The 20,636-nt window shown below is 42.3% G+C and carries 18 protein-coding genes and 1 pseudogene; 6 read left to right on the top strand and 13 right to left on the bottom strand.

Translation table 11 applies throughout. From position 1 onward, the window contains the following. The first annotated feature begins 158 nt into the window (after positions 1–158). Entirely contained in the window at positions 159–1,820 is a 1,662-nt protein-coding gene (locus tag FCV43_RS09615; protein WP_136995024.1) for a methyl-accepting chemotaxis protein, read from the top strand. Positions 1,821–2,051: 231 nt separating this feature from the next. Further along, the gene (locus FCV43_RS20755) at positions 2,052–2,555 is read left to right on the top strand and encodes a prepilin-type N-terminal cleavage/methylation domain-containing protein (RefSeq protein ID WP_136995023.1); all 504 of its coding nucleotides are present in this window, start codon (positions 2,052–2,054) and stop codon (positions 2,553–2,555) included. A 188-nt stretch (positions 2,556–2,743) separates the two neighbouring features. On the opposite strand, the gene FCV43_RS09605 is transcribed toward FCV43_RS20755, so the two are convergent. Then, positions 2,744–3,979, bottom strand: coding sequence for a RidA family protein (locus tag FCV43_RS09605; RefSeq protein WP_017052372.1), 1,236 nt, complete (start codon positions 3,977–3,979; stop codon positions 2,744–2,746). Positions 3,980–4,669: 690 nt separating this feature from the next. Beyond that, entirely contained in the window at positions 4,670–5,116 is a 447-nt protein-coding gene (locus tag FCV43_RS09600; RefSeq protein WP_136995022.1) for a MarR family winged helix-turn-helix transcriptional regulator, read from the bottom strand. Between the two features lie 140 nt (positions 5,117–5,256). Between FCV43_RS09600 and FCV43_RS09595 the strand changes: the two genes are divergently transcribed. From FCV43_RS09595 to FCV43_RS09585, 3 genes are all read left to right on the top strand, one after another. Further along, positions 5,257–5,679 (top strand): organic hydroperoxide resistance protein, encoded by a 423-nt coding sequence (locus tag FCV43_RS09595; RefSeq protein ID WP_017052370.1) that lies wholly within the window; start codon positions 5,257–5,259, stop codon positions 5,677–5,679. A 95-nt stretch (positions 5,680–5,774) separates the two neighbouring features. Then, positions 5,775–6,704, top strand: coding sequence for an NADP-dependent oxidoreductase (locus FCV43_RS09590; RefSeq protein ID WP_136995021.1), 930 nt, complete (start codon positions 5,775–5,777; stop codon positions 6,702–6,704). A 243-nt stretch (positions 6,705–6,947) separates the two neighbouring features. Continuing rightward, positions 6,948–7,613, top strand: a complete 666-nt coding sequence (locus FCV43_RS09585; protein ID WP_136995020.1) for an SDR family NAD(P)-dependent oxidoreductase — start codon at positions 6,948–6,950, stop codon at positions 7,611–7,613. On the opposite strand, the gene FCV43_RS09580 is transcribed toward FCV43_RS09585, so the two are convergent. The 5 genes from FCV43_RS09580 to FCV43_RS09560 all read right to left on the bottom strand — a co-directional run bounded on the left by FCV43_RS09580 (position 7,610) and on the right by FCV43_RS09560 (position 11,990). Then, positions 7,610–7,972, bottom strand: coding sequence for a ribosome recycling factor family protein (locus tag FCV43_RS09580; protein WP_276607067.1), 363 nt, complete (start codon positions 7,970–7,972; stop codon positions 7,610–7,612). The two genes, FCV43_RS09585 and FCV43_RS09580, sit on opposite strands and share 4 nt — an antisense overlap. Before the next feature lie 140 nt (positions 7,973–8,112). Beyond that, positions 8,113–8,466 (bottom strand): rhodanese-like domain-containing protein, encoded by a 354-nt coding sequence (locus FCV43_RS09575; RefSeq protein ID WP_113798686.1) that lies wholly within the window; start codon positions 8,464–8,466, stop codon positions 8,113–8,115. 330 nt (positions 8,467–8,796) lie between these two features. Beyond that, positions 8,797–10,011: a quaternary amine ABC transporter ATP-binding protein gene (locus tag FCV43_RS09570; protein ID WP_136995019.1), complete on the bottom strand. Its 1,215-nt coding sequence runs from the start codon at positions 10,009–10,011 to the stop codon at positions 8,797–8,799. Further along, entirely contained in the window at positions 10,004–10,903 is a 900-nt protein-coding gene (locus tag FCV43_RS09565; RefSeq protein ID WP_136995018.1) for an ABC transporter permease, read from the bottom strand. Before FCV43_RS09565 ends, FCV43_RS09570 begins: the two co-directional genes overlap by 8 nt. 97 nt (positions 10,904–11,000) lie before the next feature. Then, positions 11,001–11,990, bottom strand: coding sequence for an ABC transporter substrate-binding protein (locus FCV43_RS09560; protein ID WP_017052364.1), 990 nt, complete (start codon positions 11,988–11,990; stop codon positions 11,001–11,003). A gap of 438 nt (positions 11,991–12,428) precedes the next feature. Between FCV43_RS09560 and FCV43_RS09555 the strand changes: the two genes are divergently transcribed. Beyond that, positions 12,429–14,336 (top strand): bifunctional metallophosphatase/5'-nucleotidase, encoded by a 1,908-nt coding sequence (locus FCV43_RS09555; RefSeq protein ID WP_136995173.1) that lies wholly within the window; start codon positions 12,429–12,431, stop codon positions 14,334–14,336. A gap of 115 nt (positions 14,337–14,451) precedes the next feature. Here the strand turns inward: FCV43_RS09555 and FCV43_RS09550 are convergent, their stop codons facing one another. The 6 genes and pseudogenes from FCV43_RS09550 to FCV43_RS09525 form a co-directional block, all read right to left on the bottom strand. After that, positions 14,452–15,255: a LytR/AlgR family response regulator transcription factor gene (locus FCV43_RS09550; protein ID WP_136995017.1), complete on the bottom strand. Its 804-nt coding sequence runs from the start codon at positions 15,253–15,255 to the stop codon at positions 14,452–14,454. Positions 15,256–15,309: 54 nt separating this feature from the next. Then, on the bottom strand, positions 15,310–16,362 hold the full coding sequence (locus FCV43_RS09545) for a sensor histidine kinase (RefSeq protein WP_136995016.1): 1,053 nt from the start codon (positions 16,360–16,362) through the stop codon (positions 15,310–15,312). Continuing rightward, entirely contained in the window at positions 16,362–17,672 is a 1,311-nt protein-coding gene (locus FCV43_RS09540; RefSeq protein ID WP_240697151.1) for a hypothetical protein, read from the bottom strand. The genes FCV43_RS09545 and FCV43_RS09540 overlap by 1 nt, the downstream gene beginning before the upstream one ends. Before the next feature lie 73 nt (positions 17,673–17,745). Beyond that, positions 17,746–18,519 carry an outer membrane lipoprotein-sorting protein gene (locus tag FCV43_RS09535; protein ID WP_136995014.1) on the bottom strand — a complete coding sequence of 258 codons (774 nt, stop codon included), beginning with the start codon at positions 18,517–18,519 and terminating at the stop codon, positions 17,746–17,748. Further along, positions 18,512–19,855: an ABC transporter permease gene (locus FCV43_RS09530; RefSeq protein WP_136995013.1), complete on the bottom strand. Its 1,344-nt coding sequence runs from the start codon at positions 19,853–19,855 to the stop codon at positions 18,512–18,514. Before FCV43_RS09530 ends, FCV43_RS09535 begins: the two co-directional genes overlap by 8 nt. A 101-nt stretch (positions 19,856–19,956) precedes the next feature. Further along, positions 19,957–20,610: pseudogene (locus tag FCV43_RS09525) on the bottom strand (ABC transporter ATP-binding protein); the annotation flags it as partial. Positions 20,611–20,636 lie beyond the last annotated feature (26 nt).

Below are 20,636 nucleotides of genomic sequence, written 5' to 3'. Positions count from 1 at the left end.
TCGATTTCTCACTTCAAACAATACTCCTACAACTTTAGTTAAAGTTACATTTCCTTCACATCTATATTACTTATAACTGGGTAGACTATATTTAAAATATAAAAAATAGCTCATTGATTGAGTAATGTCAGCCTTATTACATTTTTCAGGAAGCAGTTATGAACCTCACTATACGTAAACGCCTTTATATACTCTCCATGATTCCATTATTTGTTATTGCTATCAGCATGATGTCTCTCACCTACAACGAACTTAATAAGCTAAATCGACAGCAAATTGATTCGACCCGAGACAGCATGATGAACATGAAAAAAGCGGAACTAAAGTCCTATATTCAGATCGCTCAGACAGCAATCACGCCCATCGTAAATTCAAATGGAACACTTGAAGAAGTTATAGCAACGTTAAAAGAGATCAAGTTTGGCAAAAGTGGTTATATCTTCGGGTACACCTCTAGCGGGATCCGTGTCATTCAAGGTCAATCCACAAAAGGACTTGGAGAGAATTTTATCAACCTTCAAGACAAACAAGGTAACTACCTTATTCAAGATTTGATTAAAAATGCTAAGCGGGAACAATTTACTACCTATTACTTCCCTAAGCCGGGAGAGACACAGCCTCTACCGAAACTCAGTTTCTCTGCTTATTTTCCACAATGGGATCTAATGATAGGTACTGGGTTTTATACTGACGACGTTGATAGAGCTATTGAAGGGATGCAACTTCTTTCGACTGCCAGCATGAATCGAAGCATTACATCCATTGGGTTATTCTGCCTTGTTATTGCCATCATTGTCGCGCTATTCGCAGTATTGGTGAATCGCAGCATAATGCGTCCATTAGAACAGTTTGATTCCTCAATTCGCTCATTTGCCAGTGGTGATGCCGATTTAACAGCCCGCATGCAGGAATCTAATGTTCCAGAGTTTTCTGAACTCACTAAAAATTTCAACACCTTCGTTACCAGCCTTCAGTCAATCATCTCTAGAGTGAGCCAAGTCGGCCAAGAAGTCGTCGATGAAACGAATAACATGAGCAATCGTGCAACACAAGTGGATGAACTCGCCTCAAGTCAACATACCGAAACCGACCAAGTCGCCACCGCAATGACAGAAATGACGACGACAGCTCATGAAATTTCTAACAATGCACATCAAGCAGCTCAGTCTGCTAAAAACGCAGAAGATAATGTCGATCAAGCAAGTGCGATTGTCCTTTCAGCAGCCGATTCCGTGCAAGCGTTGGCAAACGAAGTCGCTGAAGCAAACAATGTGATCTCTAGGCTTGAAGGTGATGTGCAAAATATCTCATCTTCTTTAGAGGTGATCCAAGATATAGCAGAACAAACGAACCTCCTTGCTTTAAATGCCGCTATAGAAGCAGCACGAGCAGGCGAACAAGGACGTGGATTTGCCGTAGTTGCCGATGAGGTTCGGAAATTAGCCAGTCGCACACAAGATAGCACAGGCGAAATCCATACGATGATCCAACAACTTAAAGCGGCGTCAGACAACGCAGTCACAGCCATGGATTCTAGCCAAAGCCGAAGTGTCAAAGCCGTTGATGAAGCGAATTCTGCCAGTCTAGCGTTGGCCAAAATCAAAGAGTCAATTGATACCATCATGGATATGAATTCATTGATCGCGACCGCCACAGAAGAGCAAAGTGTTGTCGGACAAGAGATATCTGAGCGTATAGTGGTGATTTCTGACCAAAGTAACCAATCAGCGGGGCTTGCTAATGAAAATCGCTCTGGCAGCCAAGAATTGAATGGTAAAGCGCGTGAGTTATATAACTTGGTTGACCGATTCACCGTTTAGAATACTGAATAAAATATGTTGATATAACAAAAAGTCCAGATCTGAAATTCATATCTGGGCTTTTTATCAAACCCGGAACATTGAAGGAAAAATTAGATTTGAGATAAAACCAAAGTTGCTTACTCATCTCTTAAGGTTCTCTTTAGAGCTGGTATCAACCTATTCTCATTTGAATTAATGGTAGTATAGTGCTCATATATTCATCTTTCTTTGTATTTTAATGGAATAAACATGAAAACCAGAGGATTTACCCTTATTGAGTTAGTCGTCGTTATTGTCATTCTTGGTATTATTGCAGTCACAGCACTACCTCGATTTTTGAATATCCAAACAGATGCAAGAATCAGCACCATCCGTTCAATGCAAAGCAGCATGCAATATGCCAATGAGCAGGTTCATGCCAAAGCTTTGTTAGGCTATGTAAAAGTGAGAGATCCAAGTTCCTCAAGCACTCGACTCACTTTTCTTGATCTCAACAAAGATGGGATTCAGCAAGAGCACAAAGGTGAGTGGGACTTAATCTATAACTACATAGACAATACACACATAGACGATGCAATCATTATTGACGGTAGCTTTTCAACCCAAGAAGAGGGGGCGGCTAACTTGTATGTAGGTTATGATAAGAGTAGCTCTGGGGATGTAAAAAGTGGTAATTGCTGGGTTTTATATACTCAAGCAACGGCTGGAAATAATGAATTACCAGAGTACCAGCGCGAGACTTCTGGATGTTAGTTCATTCCTATCGATCGAAAAAAGCCACAATAATAGTGGCTTTCAATAAAGCGTCATTTCTGTAACCAATCCCGTTAGCTAAAACAGTAGGATCACTGAAACGCCCCCTTCTTTCCATTTCGAATGCTACTGAACCGCAATTATGCTCATCACAATTTAATCACGATTCAGCCGTAATCGAATACAGATTATGCTTGTGGAGGCGTACCTTCACAGTTAGAAACAACAGCATCAATTTGTACTAGAGCATTCATTGGAATCGCTGAAACACCAACAACTGTTCTTGCCGGAAGGTCGCCTTTGAAGAATGTTGTGTAAACTTCATTTACAGCGTCGATATCTTCGATGTTTTGAAGTTGGATGTTAATTTTCACAGTGTCGTCCATTACATGGTCAACACTTTCAATGATTGCTTGAATGTTTTTCAGGCACTGTTCAGCTTGAGCTTTTACATCACCAGCAACGATTTCATTTGTTTTAGCGTCAACAGGTAATTGACCAGCAATATGATTGTAGTGAGAGAATGCAACAGTGTGCGAGTATGGTGCTGCTGGAGCATTGTCTGTATTGTTCGCTTCGATAACAAGAAGGCTTGTATCTTCAGGAAGTTGTGGTGGAGTTCCGTCGCCATGTGACACAGAAGTATCGATTTGAACCAATGCGCCCATAGGTAAAGCTGATGCATTAACAACAGTGCGTGCTGGAACGTAGCCTGGGAAGAATTTAGCACAAACTTCATTCACGATAGCAGCATCTTCGATATCTTTAAGGAAGATTGTTGTTTTAACGATATCACCCATCACGTGACCGATGCTTTCTAGGATTGCATTGATGTTGTTCAAACACTGCTCTGTTTGCTCTTTAACGCCACCAGCAACCAATGCGCCTGTTTTTGGATCAACAGGTAATTGTGCTGCTAGGTTGTTGTAGTGAGAGAATGCAGCCGTTTGAGAGTATAAACCCTTAGGTGCATTTTCAGTATTTCTTGATACTTTAATTAGCGCGCAAGGTGCTTGAGGCGTTGTGCCTTCACCGTTTGAGATAAGAGCATCAATCTGTACCAAAGCATCGCTCAGAGGTAATGCAGCGACTTCAACTGTTACACGAGTTGGAAGATCGCTTTGGAAGTAAGATGTGTAGATTTCATCGATAGCTTCAATATCTGCGATATTCTTAACGAAGATATTCAATTTTACTACGTCGTCCATTACGTGGTCGATACTTTCTACAATCGCTTTAATATTGTCTAAACACTGTTTTGCTTGATCTTTTACAGTGCCAACTACAATGTTACCTGTTTTTGGGTCTACAGGTAATTGAGCTGAAATATTATTATAATGAGAAAAAGCTACTGTTTGAGTAGATACAGAACTTTGTGGTGCATTTTCAGTGTTTCTTGAAAACTTAATGATATCGCCGCTCATTAGACATTTATCCTTTTTATAGAGTACAGAAATACGTCTTTATTTTTAATAGATCGTATTGGAATGAATGATTAAAGTGGCGCTATGTTAAGTAAAATTATCTAGGGGAAATGTGATAAATGTCCGAATATCATTTCACTAGAATGCCTAGAAATATGGAATAAATAGTCATTATTCGATTAATTATCCGTAGTTTCACTCATATTCGAGCTTTAATGTCAGTTTTCACTGTGAACGATTCGCTTATTGTGAATATAATCTCAGAGAGATAATGGCTTCTTCTTATGGTTTTTGTTCATTTTTGATAATTCGATCACGATAAATTCCATTTAATCCAAAATAACACTCAATTAATGCGTAGTTTATGTCGTTTTAAGTGAATAAATTCCCCAACGCGTCTAAAAATTATATTTATGTTAATAGAATTCATTCGTTAATTAAGTAGTTATTCATGCCCATTATTATCAAAGTGTTGATTAATATTTATTAACTGGCTATTTAAGCGACATCTCTATTTATTATTAAATGTGGGAGGAGATAATAGAAGAGTATAAGGATGTAAATATAACAATATATATACATCAAACTATAAATAAGCCGAACATTTAACACATAGCGCTAAATCTCAGCACCTAATGAAACACGTTAATCAGGGCAAGGTTATCGCTCACCCCGATTCCACTTTTTCATTCACCCGCCTGTTAAGTTTGCTAACAGTTGTTCACAGTCCTTCTTCAGCTTAAGAAGATCATCAATATTCATTTTGGACATGCACAGCATTTCGCTAGGAACACTTTTAGCCTGCTCACGTAACTCCGCCCCCAAATCGGTCACAGATATCACACGAACTCGCTCATCTTCCAAACTACGGGTTCGACTGACGTACCCTTTCACTTCTAAACGTTTTAGCAGTGGCGTTAGTGTTCCTGAATCTAAGTGTGTTTTATGGCCAAGCGCTTTAACATTCATCACTTGCTCTTCCCACAGCACCATCATCACTATGTATTGCAAGTATGTGAGATCTAACGCTTTTAGAAGAGGTTGGTAAGCTCGACCCATCGCATTAGAAGCACTATATAAAGCGAAACAGACCTGATTATCCAAACTTAGGTACTCATCTTTTCCTTGCTCACTCATGTAATCACCAATAAAAATTAATTAATTGCGCACAATATACTTGCGCACTTAAATTCTTTCAATTAGTATTAATAAAAATCAAGTTGCGCACAACCTAATTGCTAGCAATCAAAATAACTATCTATTACAGGATTCAAAACATGACAGCACTATACACAACTTCAGCAACAGCAATGGCAGGTCGCAGTGGTCAAGTAAGCACAGATGACAACATGCTTTCTCTAGCTCTTAGCTACCCAAAAGAGATGGGCGGATCTGGCGACGCGACGAATCCAGAGCAACTATTTGCAGCGGGCTACTCGGCATGTTTCTCAAATGCAATTTTACACGTAGCCCGTGAAACAAAAGTGGCGATCAAATCAGCACCAACAACGGCTACAGTAGGTATTGGTCCTAATGAAAACGGTGGCTTTGCGCTAACGGTTAGCTTATCTGTTGAGCTTGATCTTGACCAAGAGCAAGCAACCGCTTTAGTTCAAACCGCTCATCAAGTATGCCCTTACTCAAATGCAGTGCGTGGCAACATAGATGTTCAACTGACGGTTAACGGTTTCGCAATTTAGTCGACATTACCAAAGTACAAAATCAGATACGGGTGCTTTTCTTTGCATACCACTCGTATCAGTAGACTCACGAAAAATGTTAAAGGGAATAACCTATGCGCGCTGTCCGAATTCACCAATATGGTGGCACTGAAACACTAAAGCTAGAGAACATTACTAAACCAAAAATCAATGATGATGACGTTCTAATTGCCGTAAGATCAGCAGCGATTAACCCGGTGGACTGGAAAATCCGCGAGGGCTATTTGCAAGCATTCATTCCATATGAACTACCTGTAACGCTAGGTTGGGATGTCGCGGGTATTGTGGTGGAAGTCGGTTCGAAGGTCAGTGAATTTAATGTTGGTGATGAGGTATTCAGCCGCCCAAACATTGCTCGTGATGGTAGTTATGCTGACTATATTGCAGTAAAAGCAGACGAAGCGGTTTTAAAATCCCCTAAACTGAGTTTCTCAGAAGCCGCCGCTTTACCGTTAGCAGGGATCACGGCTTGGCAATGTCTTGTAGATGTTGCCAATGTGCAACCGGGTCAACGAGTTCTCATCCATGCTGGCGCTGGTGGTGTAGGTCACTTAGCCATTCAAATCGCAAAAGCAAAAGGCGCGACGGTGATTGCTACGGCTTCTGCTGCGAATCAAGATCTGCTAATCAACCTCGGAGCTGATCAAGCGGTTGATTACGCAAAATCATCGCTGAAAGAGCAAATTGAGCCCGTAGATATTGTTGTTGATACCATGGGTGGCGATGTTCAAAAGCACTCGTGGGAATTACTGAAAGAAAATGGCATTCTTGTTTCTGTGGTTGATCAACCTGATGAAGAGTTGGCACAGGCACATAATGCTCGCGCTGCCTTTGTATTTATTGAACCAAGCAGCCGTATATTAAAAGAGCTAAATAGCCTAGTCGAAGCCGATCTTCTCAAGCCTCTGATCGAGCATCACTTTACTCTTGAGACGATTGTTGATGCGCACTTGCAGAGCCAATCAGGCCGAACTCGCGGTAAGATAGTCATCGATGTTAATTAGAGTCACACCTCTGTTTTTTAATTGATTCAGATAAGAATTTGATGACCACTCCATCTCCCTATGCAGTATGCAATGGAGGATGGAGTGACGACCTTCCCTCATTTGTCCTTCTCTTCTCTCTCATCAAAACCCTAAATTCCTTCGATAATAAATTAATAAATGTGAACTGCCACTCTCTTAATAGAAGAAAACCCTCCACTGACGCGATACATTAAGCACTCTTTACATTACCTGAGATATTTCATGATTCTAATTACTGGAGCAAGTAGTGGGTTAGGCGCGGCACTGGCTAGTTTATATAGCGATGATAATGAGAAATTAATTCTAACAGGACGCAATCAACAACGATTAGAGCAGATAAGTGCACCACTAAACGCTCAGGTAACCACTCATGCGAGTGACTTATGTGATCCTCAAAGCGTTGCCGAGCTATTCGATACGATAGAAGAGGCTCCTAATACCGTGATCCATTGTGCTGGTAGTGGGTACTTTGGAAAGATTGAAGATCAAGATCCAGCAGCAATCAAACAGCTCCTTGATAACAATATCACTTCGACCATTCTTTTTTTGCGAGAGTTAATTCAACGTTATCGCGATCATAAGGTTAATGTTGTCGTCGTGATGTCCACCGCCGCCCAAGCAGGAAAAGCGGGAGAGTCGACATATTGCGCAGCTAAGTGGGCTGTCCGTGGGTTGATCGAATCGCTACGGCTTGAGCTTAAAGGTTACCCAATGAAGATTATTGCCGTGTATCCAGGAGGTATGGCGACAAGCTTCTGGAAAACCAGTGGTAAAGATCTCAACACCTCAAGCTTCATGACCGCAACAGAAGCCGCATCCATGCTAAAACAAGCTTTAGTCGGTACTGAGCATGGTTACATCTCGGACATAACGATAAACCGAGGCTAGTCCAAATCTAAGCTTTCAAAAGCATCAATGGCTAAGCGAGCTTCAGAAATGGTACAGCCAGACACTGTTATTAACTGATTAAGCGTGATATTTGGGTTGCGCTCTATTAACTCGGCAAGACAAATATCCCGTTTTGGCAGTGCCTTATCGATTGCTTGCTTCACCCATAGATAGTGATCATCTGATAACTCATTTCGAAGCTGGGTGAGCCGATGTTCTTTACCTAAAAGAGTCCAGTGGCGAGAGCGTCTGATCCGTTTTAAGCTACAGTCTAAATTTGATACGAGATCAGAAAACCATAATTTATCATGGACTCGATGCACGAAACTGTTCAGCGGGACGATAATTTCGCTCTCCAAAACGGACCTCTCGTATTCGTAATCGTATCTATTTGCAACGCTTATTCATTACCGCTCTGGTTTACACCTGAGCAATCACTAACTCGTCCAGGAAATACACACTATGTTCTTTCCTTTACACCAATAGTGATTATTTAATGTTAAGGTTTCGCTGCTAGCATTTCATTGAGTCCACCACCATTATGCAAATTGGTAAAGCCAGCAGCTTGTAAGTGTGCTTCTGCTTGCCCTGAACGATTACCACTACGACAGTAAAGCACGATTAATTGATCTTTATCGATGTGGGCAAAAGATGAATTAATGGTATTTAGTGGGTAATTCACCGCAGCATCAAGATGACGAACATTAAACTCTTGAGGTGTTCGAACATCTACCAACAAGGCTCCATCGCCAATTAACGCCCATGCAGAATCTGCACGCTCAGATGCAATACTGGCGCTTGTGGTAAACAAAATCGCACACAATGTCATTAAGCTAACCAAAAGTCTCTTCATAAGCCTCGACGCTCCTTCAGCAAGTACAGGTAATTATTGGTGTTGTTTCTCGAACACCAACTATAACGTTAACCATGATTGAAATATATCAAGCAGATTAAATACTGTTGCAATAGAAGGTGATAACGGCTGAAATTCGGAAGGTGAGGATGGGAAGTGATCATCAAGGTTTGTCACCTAAAAGCGCTCAATATTGTTAAGAGTACGATCAAATGGGGCGAGTTGTACTTTCAAACTGACTACCGCAGTGAAAGTTCAACACGCCCTAGTGGCCAAGTAAATTAAAGTAATTAAAATGAATACCTACATTCAGTAATCAGTTCATCAATGCTATGACGCTTTCTCGACATCAGGTTCTGATTCACTCGTTTCAGAAAAGATATCGGCAACGGCACTGCGCTCCAACTCACCTTTTAAATTACCCTCTTCATCAACCACTGGTAACGAGTAGTCGCATGACATCGTATCTGGCAAGATCTCTTCAATAACGGCATCAGGTAATACAGCCGGAACTTCTTCATACATCTCATCGCTAAAATCATGTACTGTCACATCTTCAACAGCATCTTGTAAGCTCTCTTGAGTGACCAAGCCTTGATAGCCTTCATCGGTAACATGATAGCCATAATCATGCTTCGATTTTTTCATTTCACTTAACGCACCTTCAATGGTTTCAGCAGTAATACGCAACGCAGGTGGCTGCATCACCGTTTCAACCGTCAACGCTCGCGCTCGGTTGACATCTTTTACAAACGCCTCAACGTAATCATCAGCGGGATTAAGAAGAATTTCATGTGGTGTACCTTGTTGTACCAATACGCCATCTTTCAAAATTGCAATGCGATCACCAAGTCGTAAGGCTTCATCTAAATCATGGGTAATGAAAACAATAGTTTTATGCAGCTTCTCTTGTAGTTCAATCAATTGATCTTGCATTTCACTACGGATCAAAGGGTCGAGAGCCGAGAAAGCTTCATCCATCAATAAGATTTCAGCATCAGTACAAAGTGCACGAGATAGACCAACACGTTGCTGTTGCCCACCAGAAAGCTGCGATGGATATTGTTGTTCATACCCTTTCAAGCCTGTTGTTTCTAGCCACTCTTCTGCTTTTGCTAAACGTGCACTTTTATTAATGCCTTGAATCTCTAAACCATAGGCAACATTTTCGATCACCGTACGATGTGGCATCAACCCAAATCGTTGAAACACCATCGACATTTTATGGCGTCGAAACTCTTCCAGCTCTTTCGTATTCAGGCTCATGACATCAATGCCTTCAACGATAATTTTCCCTTCAGTGGGATCAATCAATCGGTTGAAATGGCGAATCAAGGTTGATTTACCCGAACCCGATAACCCCATGATAACGAAGATCTCACCTTTTTCGATTTCAAGATTAATATCTTTCAGACCAACAGTATGACCCGTATCGGCAAGGATTGTATCTTTGCTTTCACCATGTTTAATACGGTTCATAACTGATAAAGGCTTCGGCCCAAAGACTTTAGATAAGCCACTGATTTCAATTAAAGGTTTAGTCATGTTTAAGATCTCCCAAATGGGCATTGGTACGTTTTGCGTATGCTTGCGATGCTCGATCAAACAAGATGGCAAGTGCCACTATCGCGAAACCATTGAGTAATCCCAAAGTAAAATACTGGTTGGTAATTGATTTGAGGACTGGTTGACCCAAGCCTTTCACGCCAATCATTGAAGCGATAACGACCATAGAGAGCGCCATCATAATGGTTTGGTTGATACCGGCCATAATGGTTGGCATTGCAAGTGGCAACTGAACGCCCCACAAACGCTGTTTCTGACTGGCCCCAAATGCAGTCGCCGCTTCTAACACTTCTTTATCAACCAAGCGAATACCAAGGTTGGTCAAACGAATAACTGGAGGAATCGCGTAAATAACCACAGCGATCAGACCCGGAATTTTACCGATACCTAAAAGCATCACCACTGGGATCAAGTATACGAAAGCTGGCATGGTCTGCATCACATCCAGCATCGGAGTAACGATTGATTGAACGCGGTTAGAACGAGCCATCGCAATTCCAATAGGAATACCGAGCAAAATTGAGACCAGTGTACATACGGTGATAATGCTCAAGGTTCTCATCGTATCTTCCCACATGCCAAAATATCCAATCAGCAATAGAGAACCAATACAACCAAGGGCAAGTTTCCATGAGCGACTTGCTGCATAGACCAACCCAGTACAAATGGCTAAAACGATAAACCAAGGTGTCGAAAGCAGGAGTTTTTCAAACCAAACAAGAAAAGTGAGGAGCGGATCGAATAGTGACTCGATGAATTCACCGTACTCACGAGAAAATTCACGATAACCACCATCCAGTGTTTTTTTGATTGTTCTTAGAGTAGAACGATCCATTTCTGGAAAGCTAGTGAACCAATTATTATCAGACATGTTATATCCTTTTATACCGGAGCCACGATTGGCTCCGGCTTACTACTAAAACGGTACTTCCTGTAACGCTGCTAAAATGATTCTTTAAACCGGTAAGCTATAACGCACTTTCAATTTTCTTCGCCACATCGGCAGGTACCCATGCATGCCAAATTTCAGGTGACTCGGTTAAAAAGTGTTGCATCGCTTCCACACCATCGGCTTGGTTGTCTTCCATCCATGCAAGAAGTTCATTCATTTTTGCATTGGTAAAGCCACGTTTAGAAAAATAGTCGTAAGCTTCTGGAGAACGTGAAGCGAATGCTTCGGTTGTAATGGTATGAACAGGAGAAGGCGGGTACATTGTGACGGTTGGTGTTTCACAGTCTTCTTTCGTCACGCAGTTAGTAAAAGCATCTACATCGACACCGCTACCAAAATCAATTTTAACCATGTCGTACTTACCTAATACCGCAGTTGGTGCCCAGTAGTAACCAAACCACGCCTCTTCACGTCCGTACGCTTTCGCAATGGAACCAGATAAACCAGCACTAGAACCAGGGTCAACAATCGTGAAACCGGCTTTTTCTAGGTTCAGAGCTTCAAACAAGTTTCCAGAGCTAATCTGACAGTTCCAACCAGCGGGACAAGTATAGAATGCAGAAGTATCTGGATCTTCTGGGTGCTTAAATAGTTTGGCATGTTTACGTACCCCTTCAATGGTTGCCATTTCAGGGTATTTATCTACCAAGTAAGCTGGGACCCAAAAGCCCTCTTCACCACCATCGACAAGCGCCGAACCAGCGAATCTAAGTCTCTTCTCTGCGACGCCCTTATCCAGAGCATCTTTCATTGAGTTACTCCAAAACTCAGGAGCAACATCAGGTTGACCTTTTTCGATCATTGATGTGCCTGTTGGCATCGTATCACCAGGGATCAATTCAGCATCACACCCGTATCCGTGTTCTAAAATAAACTGGTCAACATTGGCAATTAAACTAGCAGAACTCCAGTTCATATCAGCAATCGTTACACTTCCACATTCACTTGCTTGTGCGCCACTCGCCGCTGACATTAATAGCAACATTGCACTTAGTTTGTATTTCATTTTGAGGCATCCTTTCTCTTAATAACATATATAGGGTAACTGAATAAGTCATTACTACTCAAACCATTTTTTATTACTAGTGCAATTTAAGACCTGTAAAAACAGTCTAACCCTTGACACAGAACAAATACAAACGACTGATTTAAAACAAGTAAAGTTAATGAGATATATTCACAAAAATCCATTAACAATTTCGTAAACGACAAAAAATACTTAGAGTTCGATGTAATTCTCAGGTGAATTTTATCCACTAAATCGTAATTAGGTTAATTAATAAACGAGCATTCAATATCTGTTTTGTTTGCGATAACTCTCACAAACTTGCAATGAAATACATCTCATTGCATAAAAAAAGAGACCACCGTCGACTCAATTATCTTTAATCAGAAGTATCATTTGCCAACTCTAATTCCGATAAAATAAGCAATGATCCCTATGATTAAAAAACACTTTTTAGCGTCAGCCATTCTCCTTTCCCTTGCAGGCCAAACTTTTGCAGCCGATGGCGATATGGTCGATGTCACCATTTTAGGTACTTCTGATATTCACGGACACTTCATGCCGTGGGACTATGCCGCAGATAAACAAAACATGCGTGGCAGCTTGAGCCAAATTGCAACCAAAGTGAAAGCGATTCGTAACGACCAAGATAACGTCATTCTTGTTGATGCTGGCGACACTATCCAAGGCAACTTTGTGGAGACATTTAAAGATGAACCCGTCGATCCTATGATGCTTGGTTTTAATGAGATGGATTATGACGTCTGGGTGTTAGGTAATCATGAATTCGATTTCGGATTAAAAGTTCTCAACCGATCTCTTTCTCAATTTGAAGGTACAGCACTTGCAGGAAATATTGAGCGAGCTGATGGTAACCCGTTCTTACCTTCATATAAAATCATCGAAAAACAAGGGATTAAAATTGGCGTTATCGGTATGGATACTCCGATGACTCAGGTGTTTGCAGAAGGAACGAACCGACTTGAAGGTATGACGTTCACCAATCCTTCATTGGAAGTAAAAAAAGTCATCAAACAGATTGATGAACAAGTCGATGCGATTGTTCTCGTTGCCCACATGGGTTTAGACAATGAGAACAGTATTGAAGCAACAGGCGTCCGTGATATTGCCAATGCTAATCCGGAACTCGATGCGATTGTGGCTGGACACATGCATACGCGCATTGATAAAGAAGTAGTGAATGGCGTAATCGTAACGGAACCAGATAAATATGGTCGTGCGCTTTCAAGAATTGACCTTCAGTTTGAAGAGAAAGGCGGCCAATATACGCTCGTCAATAAAGACAGCTTCACCTATAAGATAAAAGGGATTGAATCAGATCCTAAAATGGAATCTCTGTACTCTCCTTATCACAAGCGTTTACGTGAGAATGCAAATCGTGTTGTGGCGCGGTTAACAGGGGTTGATCTTGTTCCTGAAAACGAAATCAAAGGCATTCCTCAAGTTCATATTCAAGACACTGGCGTTAGTGCTCTCTTCCAAGAAGCCAGTATGTTCTATGCGCCAAAAGCAAATGTCATCGCACTTCAAATCGACAATGATCGTGCAGAGTTAGATGTAGGTGCAATTAAAGCGAAAGATATCGCTTACAACTATCAATATGCTGGTGGCGAGATCACCGTTTACGAAATGACGGGCAAAGCACTCAAAACTTACATGGAGTGGTCCGCAGGGTACTTCAATAGCGTAAAAGAAGGCGATGTTACTTATAGCTTTAATCCAAAGCGACGCGCTTCCAAATACTCGACCAATGATTTTTTTGCTGGAGTGACTTACACCATTGACCTTACTCAACCGGCAGGCAAGCGAATTACTGATCTTAAATTCTCAGATGGCAATATGATTACTGAGGCGACTCCAATTCGTCTTGGGATGAACAGCTATCGCATGGGGCACCTAACCAAGTCTGGTGGTGTATTAGAAGGCCAAAAATTCCCAGTTATCTTTGACACTGAAGTCGAATACGGTGAAGACGAAGGCACGATCCGTAATTTAACGATCCGTTACCTAACTGAAGTTAAAAACGGCCAGTACCAAGGTAAGCCAATGAAACGCTGGTCACTGAGTGGTTTAAAAGGTTTTGAGCAACAGCGCGAAGTGGTAAAAGCATTGATTAATGATGGCACTATTTCAGTTCCAACCAGTGATGATGGCCGCTACACAAACATCTCATCGATTAATGTGAAAGATAAGCTTTTCGCTACATCAGGTGAGTTAGACCAATATCTGACTCAGATGAAACAGAAGCTATCAAACGCAGGTTCAGAGAGTGAAAAACTGAACATTCAACGTGATATTGCCATAGCAAGCGCACTGAATAAGTAACGATTCTTTCGCTTTAATGGTTTAGACGCCTCTTTTAGTCATATAGAAGAGGCGCTTTCATTTCTGATACCTGTCGAGGAGCAAACATTGAATGTCGATATGAAAATATCGCCAGTCACATCCCTTTAAATAACCCTTGAGATGCGCGACTGACCGGAAGTTTTTTTCCAGCAATAACCACATTCATTCTGCCTGCTAAATCTTTTTTCACTCTCTCAATCGCAGCAACGTTCACGACTGTTGAGCGGTGGATTTGCCAAAATTGGTTGGGGTCTAGCTGTTGTAATAGCTCTTTTAAAGAAGTCCTAATGATAAATTCTTGGCATTGTTGATCCGCTTCTCGCTTGAACACAGAAACGTACTTATCTTCTGCTTTGAAATACAACACATCAGAGATTGAGATCAGATGTAAATCATCCCCCGCGTTCGCTTTAATCCACGTTAGATATTCAGGCACTGCCGGGGTTGAAAGTTGCTGTAATTGAGTCATCAAAGCGGAGAGATCGGAATTATCGGCTGGTGGCTCTTTTGCCGATTGAATCTCCGACAAACGTGACTTTAGTTTTTCACAGGTGGCGATCAGTCTTGATTCTGATAAAGGCTTGAGTAGGTAATCCACGGCACACTGTTCAAAAGCTTTAACCGCATATTCATCATAAGCGGTAACAAACACCACCAGCGGGGACTGAGGCATCTTCTGAAGTTTTTCGGCAAGCGCAATGCCATCAAGCTCTGGCATACGAATATCAAGGAAAACCACATCAGGTTGATGATCCTCTATCTGACGCCATGCCTCTCTACCATTTTCAGCACTGGCAACAATATTCAGTTCAGGCCACGTTTCAGCAAGTGTCTTATTTAAGTGATGCCTAAGCAAAGCTTCATCATCAGCAATAATCGCGGTATAAAATTGTGGCATGTTTGCTTTTTCCTTAGCAACCGAATGGTGTGATTGGGTAATTAAAAGTGTGGGCTAACCATCTAACTTATCACAGGGAAGTACTAATATTGCGCTCACGCCTCCTGAACTTTGTTCCTTCACACTCATTGAAGCTTGCTCTCCAAATAAGGTCGTAATACGCTGACGAATATTGTCTAACCCTACTCCATTTCCTGCAGTATTGAGATTTGGGTTCAGTCCTGCCCCATTATCACTCACGGTAATGATTAACTGATCATCAGATTGACGGATCTCAAGCGCGATATTTCCCCCTTGCGCCAGAGGCTCAATACCATGAGTTAATGCATTTTCCACTAGAGGCTGGATTAGAAGTGGAGGTAAGGATCGGCTTACATCTACGGTTTCTGTTTGAATAGAAAACGTTAAACGTTGCCCTAGCCTAACTTGTTGAATCTCTAAATACGCTTGTACCAATGCCACTTCTTGCTCGATAGTCGTCTGCTGGTGGCGAGTGCTATTGAGCGTAGCGCGGAGCAACTCTGTCAGTTTTTGCAGCATCAATTTAGCTTTATCGCTGTCCGTTTCAATTAAGACACTAATGGTTGCTAATGTATTAAACAAAAAGTGCGGTTCAATCTGGCTTTGTAACTGCTTTAGCTGGCTGATCACTAGTGCTTTTTCTTGTTCTGACTGTTTCCTTTTCATCGCTTCGAGTTCGCGCTCAGCAACCAACTGCTGTTCTTTGGTGTAAAAATAATAAAAACAGACGATGGTGAAAATGAAACCTAAAAATACAACGGGTCTCAACTGAGCAAGTCCAGTTTCTGAGCCGATGACATCCTGAATCCAGTACTGAGCATTCCAAGTACCAAAAAGCATAGAAAAACCCAGAGAACAGATCACTTCGATGCGACGAGGTAATGCAGGGAAAACAACATCAATAAACTTGGCTGCAAAAATGGCACTATAGCCAAAGCCACAACTGATCATCAAGTGCTGATAAATTAAGCCTCCCCATACCGATTGAGTTGCAAACGCTATCACGACACAAAATAGTGTTGTGAATAGTGCCGTTCTTAGCCATGTTTGGCCACTTGATTCTCTATCCACTTTAGCGTTGATCATTAAAATCGTCCTTTTAGATTAAGTAGAATCATATGTTTATCTGGCAAGTTAGCGTAAGCAGAACTCGACTTTCCATTTAAGAAGCGTGCTGCAAGTTCCAAATCAACCGATGCCTCCCCCGTATCCATCAAACCAACGTTCAACCATTGTGTGGCGATAAAACCCGTATCTTGCGGAGAATAAAGTAGATCAAATGTAGGAGTCACATCTTGCAACCAGTTATAACCTTGGCTCCACTCCCACTGTGACCACGCCGAAGAATCAAGTGTCCAGTGAAACATGACATTGTGTTGAACCAAATTCGCCTGTTGATACGCTTGGGTATAAGAGGCACTAATTGGCGCGGTTAAAGGACTCTGATTCAGTATGTTTGCTTTATTCATTACCTTTTGCCAATCAGAATGACTCCATGCTCGACTATCGTACCAATATTCCAAAACAACACTATTGCCGACCTCATTTGCCCAAGTCAACCCCACTAAGGCTTGCACGGCTTCCCCTTGTTGATCCAAATATACTGACTGAGTCAATGATTCAGGTTGGCTGTACCCTAAACTATCACTCTGATAAACCAGCGAACCGTGAAACTCCCAAGCCAGACTGAGTACCGATACAACACTAGCCCCCAGCAAGCCGTGACGAACATCATCATAATACGCGAGCCACTGATACTCGGTTTCATCCAACATCGCGTATCGACGGACCCCAACGCCTTGCTGCTGCGATTGACGCTCAATATCATTGGTTGGTTGAGAAGACCAAGATGAATCGGTATATAACAGAGTCCATTCACCTGTCGCATCGAACAAAGAGACAGAAGCGACTCCCGTGCCCTCTTCAGCGACAATACCAACCGGGTTTCGACGGTAAGGTTTGAACACATCAAGTGGCCGATAACCGTAGCCAACCCCCCAATCGAGTCGAATTTTCCCAAGCGTGATATCAGCGTACTGTTCACTCAGCCCAATAGAATCTAATGAGAGTTCACCTTGCCAAAAGAGCTCTCGCACCACGAACTCAGCGTCAATATCATTGGTTTCGATTCTTGAATCATTCGAGTGGGCATAAATATCCGTTGCCTTGATTGCAAATAACCCCAACCATTGCTGGTACGTCGCTTCAACATCTAGCATGGCATTGAGGCTTTGATGCTTACCTGTCTGTACAGCTGTCGATAGCGTATCTTGGTGATCAATAAGTCCCTGTAAAAAAATGGAATCCCGAGACTGAACGCTTTCAGCACTCACTTGCCAATCCCAATCAAAGTTAAGCTCTGAATCGTTAGCACTCACCCCTGAACTGAACAGCATCAAAGCACAGGTTAAATTTCGCCCTAATAGATAAAAACATGAATTCAAGTCCCTACTCCTTACACTTCATTCGCTATAGATCCGATACACTATTACGAGATAAATAAGCGGGGTTGTAATACTTATCATCAAGGCTCTGAACTGAGATATCTTGGTACTCAATGACCGTTTTTTTACTCGGTTGAATCTTATCGAGTAAGGTCATCGCGACCACGCTGGTTAACCCATCACGTAATCCTTTCTTAAACCATGCTTGCTTCGCCATTTTTCCCGATCTCAAGTACAGATCAGCCTTGATTGGAAAATCACTTTCCGCGCTTAACCAAAGAGTAATCACTTGATAGCTTGCCCCTTTAGTGATGGCGGTGAGTTTGAGTTGGTGTGCGCTCACTTCTTGTCCTGAACCTGTTTCTATTTGCTCTGCATTGACCCACTCACCTTGATAATCTTCACTCCACGTTAGCGTAGAAATATCTCCGACAGAGGCTTCTCCAAGCAATTTTTGCATGGGTGTAATCCGAATTGGGCGACGACTTTTCGGCATGAGAAGCCAGTAATTGTCCTCTTTCATCAGCATTTTTTGCCCCGCTTCTACTGGGGATTTAAATACCACCAGAGATTCTCGGTTTGGTCGCGTATAGACATTGTACTGGCGGGTACTATCAAGCTCGTCATGTTTATAAAGGCTGACAAAAGAGATCACTTTAGACGCGCCAGGCTGAATTCGATACTGATCAGCATTCGCGATCATCGTCGTGACAGCTTGCTTGTCTGGCGTTGACGCTGCCAGTGCATGTCCAGAAATCAGTAGCGTACTCATCAGTAGTACAGATGAAAAATTAAACATAAGTTAACGCCTCCGTGATAGGTTTATTGACACCTTTTCTTGCTGACAAAAATGCCGCAATAATACAAATGGCCATCACCCCTGCGGTTGCCATCAGCACAAGCTCATAGGAGAAGTAAATATTCAGTGGGTAGCCTTCCGTTCTTCCCGGTGGTGGCGGCATTTGAACATCGACCACCAGCAAAATAATACTCACTGCGGCCGTTGATATTGTGCCAACCACACTGCCGATTAAGGCCAGTAATCCCGCCTCGCGTAAAAAGCCACGCACAATTTCTGATGGGTAACTTCCTAGAGCCGAAAGTGTGCCTATTTCACGGGTTCTTTCAGTTACGGACATGGTCATGGTGTTGAACAGTGCAACAAAAACGACTAACGCCATCACCGCTCCCATGATCCCAAAAATACGGTCATAAAGATCTTTCACTTTCTTATAGAAAAAAGCGCGATCTTGCCAAGGGGTGATCTCAAGATCTTGACTCAAATCGATGTCTCCTTGCTCCTGAGATCTCTCTTTTAAGTCATTTAATTGAGCATCTATACGTGCTTGTACGGCTGCTGTTTGAGAAGTTTCAAATAAGAACACAGACAGAGTGCTGACCTTTTCTGATGCTAAGAGCTCTTGCGCACTCGTAATATGCACATACAACTGGCGCTTATCGAGATCCGGCACGCCAGTGGAGTAGACACCACGGACTTTAAAATCGAACGCATTCAACGCCCCATCGCTGGTGGTCGCGAGCAGTGTTACCCAATCCCCAATCGACACTTTCAAATTACGCGCCAAATCGACACCAAGCATCACTTCAGGTTCTGCTGCATCATAACGACTTGAATTCACATCAGAGAGCGTGCTTCCCGCTCTCATGTCCAAAAACGGCCCTTTCATATCAAACTCACGCTCGTTCACGCCGGTTCCCATAAAGATGGTCGACTTGGTACCATTCGAGACTAAGCCACTAAAATAGACCCGAGGTTGAACACCGCGTACCGCTTCATCGCCGATGATATGTCTGATTAAGGCTTGCGTATTCTCCAAACCATTACTCAATGGCATCTCTTCATCTTGTTCAAAATAACCCGGTAGACTCAAGGTTAAATGACCAGTGTCTCTTGCGGTCGATTCTTGCAAAGATTCGTAGGTATACAAACCAAAGCCACCAGCACTAGTAAGAGCAAAGACAGCAATCGCGATGATCAACACGGATAAAAGGCTACGACGACTATTCCTGCGTAAATTGAGCCAGGCAAGTCTTAAAGAGGTAGGGAGTAATTTGATCCTCTTCGGAGCAACATTAATGGTTTTTGTCCGTTCAGAATCCGTTGATTGACTCATAACATCCCCTCCATTACATTCACTTGATGTTGATCTAACTGACGCTCGACGCTCTGAGCGTTCAATGATTGGTGACTCATCAGTGATGACTCTCCATGATTAATCCTTCCATCCAGCAATTCAATACTTCTATCGCAGCGTTGCGCCATACGAGGATCATGAGTAGCGACAATGAATGTGGTGCCCATTTCATGGCACAAGATTTTCATAATATCGATGATCAAATTCGCGGTTTGGCTATCTAAGCTTGCTGTCGGTTCATCGGCGATCACTAAAGCGGGTTTATGAACCAATGCGCGGGCAATCGCCACTCGCTGCTGCTGCCCTCCAGATAAGTTATCTGGACGATGGTGGATGAATTCCCCAAGCCCTACCTTTTCTAACATCAACTTCGCCTGTTCATCTTGCTGTGGCTTATTCACACCATTCAGATGCAAGGGATAAGCGACATTTTCCAACGCTGTCATTACGGGTATTAAGTTGAATTTTTGAAAGACAAAACCGAAATTATGACGGCGGATCTTGGCGGCGGCTAAAGGCTCTTTCGGGTAATCGATCCCGTTTAGAGAGAGCTCTCCTTGGTATTCCATATCCAATAAACCTAGGATGTTCAGTAGCGTACTCTTGCCTGATCCGGATGGCCCACACAGTGCAACCATCTCACCTTGATTAATGAGCCCATCAACGCATTGCAATGCCGCAACTGATTGACTGCCTAGCTGATACTTTTTCGCAATTTGATTAAATTGAATCATAGTTAACTCCCAATATATGCCAATGA

Source organism: Vibrio genomosp. F6, assembly GCF_005146325.1.
Taxonomy (GTDB): Bacteria; Pseudomonadota; Gammaproteobacteria; order Enterobacterales; family Vibrionaceae; genus Vibrio; species Vibrio cortegadensis.
The sequence above is the reverse complement of the archived record's forward strand: the minus strand, read 5'-3'. Positions and strand labels throughout refer to the sequence as shown.

Coding starts and splice junctions, on each gene's coding strand:
- FCV43_RS09560 (WP_017052364.1), bottom strand. CDS start 11,990: ATGAAATACAAACTAAGTGCAATGTTGCTATTAATGTCAGCGGCGAGT.
- FCV43_RS09530 (WP_136995013.1), bottom strand. CDS start 19,855: ATGAGTCAATCAACGGATTCTGAACGGACAAAAACCATTAATGTTGCT.
- FCV43_RS09535 (WP_136995014.1), bottom strand. CDS start 18,519: ATGTTTAATTTTTCATCTGTACTACTGATGAGTACGCTACTGATTTCT.
- FCV43_RS09545 (WP_136995016.1), bottom strand. CDS start 16,362: ATGATCAACGCTAAAGTGGATAGAGAATCAAGTGGCCAAACATGGCTA.
- FCV43_RS09550 (WP_136995017.1), bottom strand. CDS start 15,255: ATGCCACAATTTTATACCGCGATTATTGCTGATGATGAAGCTTTGCTT.
- FCV43_RS09540 (WP_240697151.1), bottom strand. CDS start 17,672: ATGCTGTTCAGTTCAGGGGTGAGTGCTAACGATTCAGAGCTTAACTTT.
- FCV43_RS09585 (WP_136995020.1), top strand. CDS start 6,948: ATGATTCTAATTACTGGAGCAAGTAGTGGGTTAGGCGCGGCACTGGCT.
- FCV43_RS09615 (WP_136995024.1), top strand. CDS start 159: ATGAACCTCACTATACGTAAACGCCTTTATATACTCTCCATGATTCCA.
- FCV43_RS09565 (WP_136995018.1), bottom strand. CDS start 10,903: ATGTCTGATAATAATTGGTTCACTAGCTTTCCAGAAATGGATCGTTCT.
- FCV43_RS20755 (WP_136995023.1), top strand. CDS start 2,052: ATGAAAACCAGAGGATTTACCCTTATTGAGTTAGTCGTCGTTATTGTC.
- FCV43_RS09575 (WP_113798686.1), bottom strand. CDS start 8,466: ATGAAGAGACTTTTGGTTAGCTTAATGACATTGTGTGCGATTTTGTTT.
- FCV43_RS09605 (WP_017052372.1), bottom strand. CDS start 3,979: ATGAGCGGCGATATCATTAAGTTTTCAAGAAACACTGAAAATGCACCA.
- FCV43_RS09595 (WP_017052370.1), top strand. CDS start 5,257: ATGACAGCACTATACACAACTTCAGCAACAGCAATGGCAGGTCGCAGT.
- FCV43_RS09600 (WP_136995022.1), bottom strand. CDS start 5,116: ATGAGTGAGCAAGGAAAAGATGAGTACCTAAGTTTGGATAATCAGGTC.
- FCV43_RS09570 (WP_136995019.1), bottom strand. CDS start 10,011: ATGACTAAACCTTTAATTGAAATCAGTGGCTTATCTAAAGTCTTTGGG.
- FCV43_RS09590 (WP_136995021.1), top strand. CDS start 5,775: ATGCGCGCTGTCCGAATTCACCAATATGGTGGCACTGAAACACTAAAG.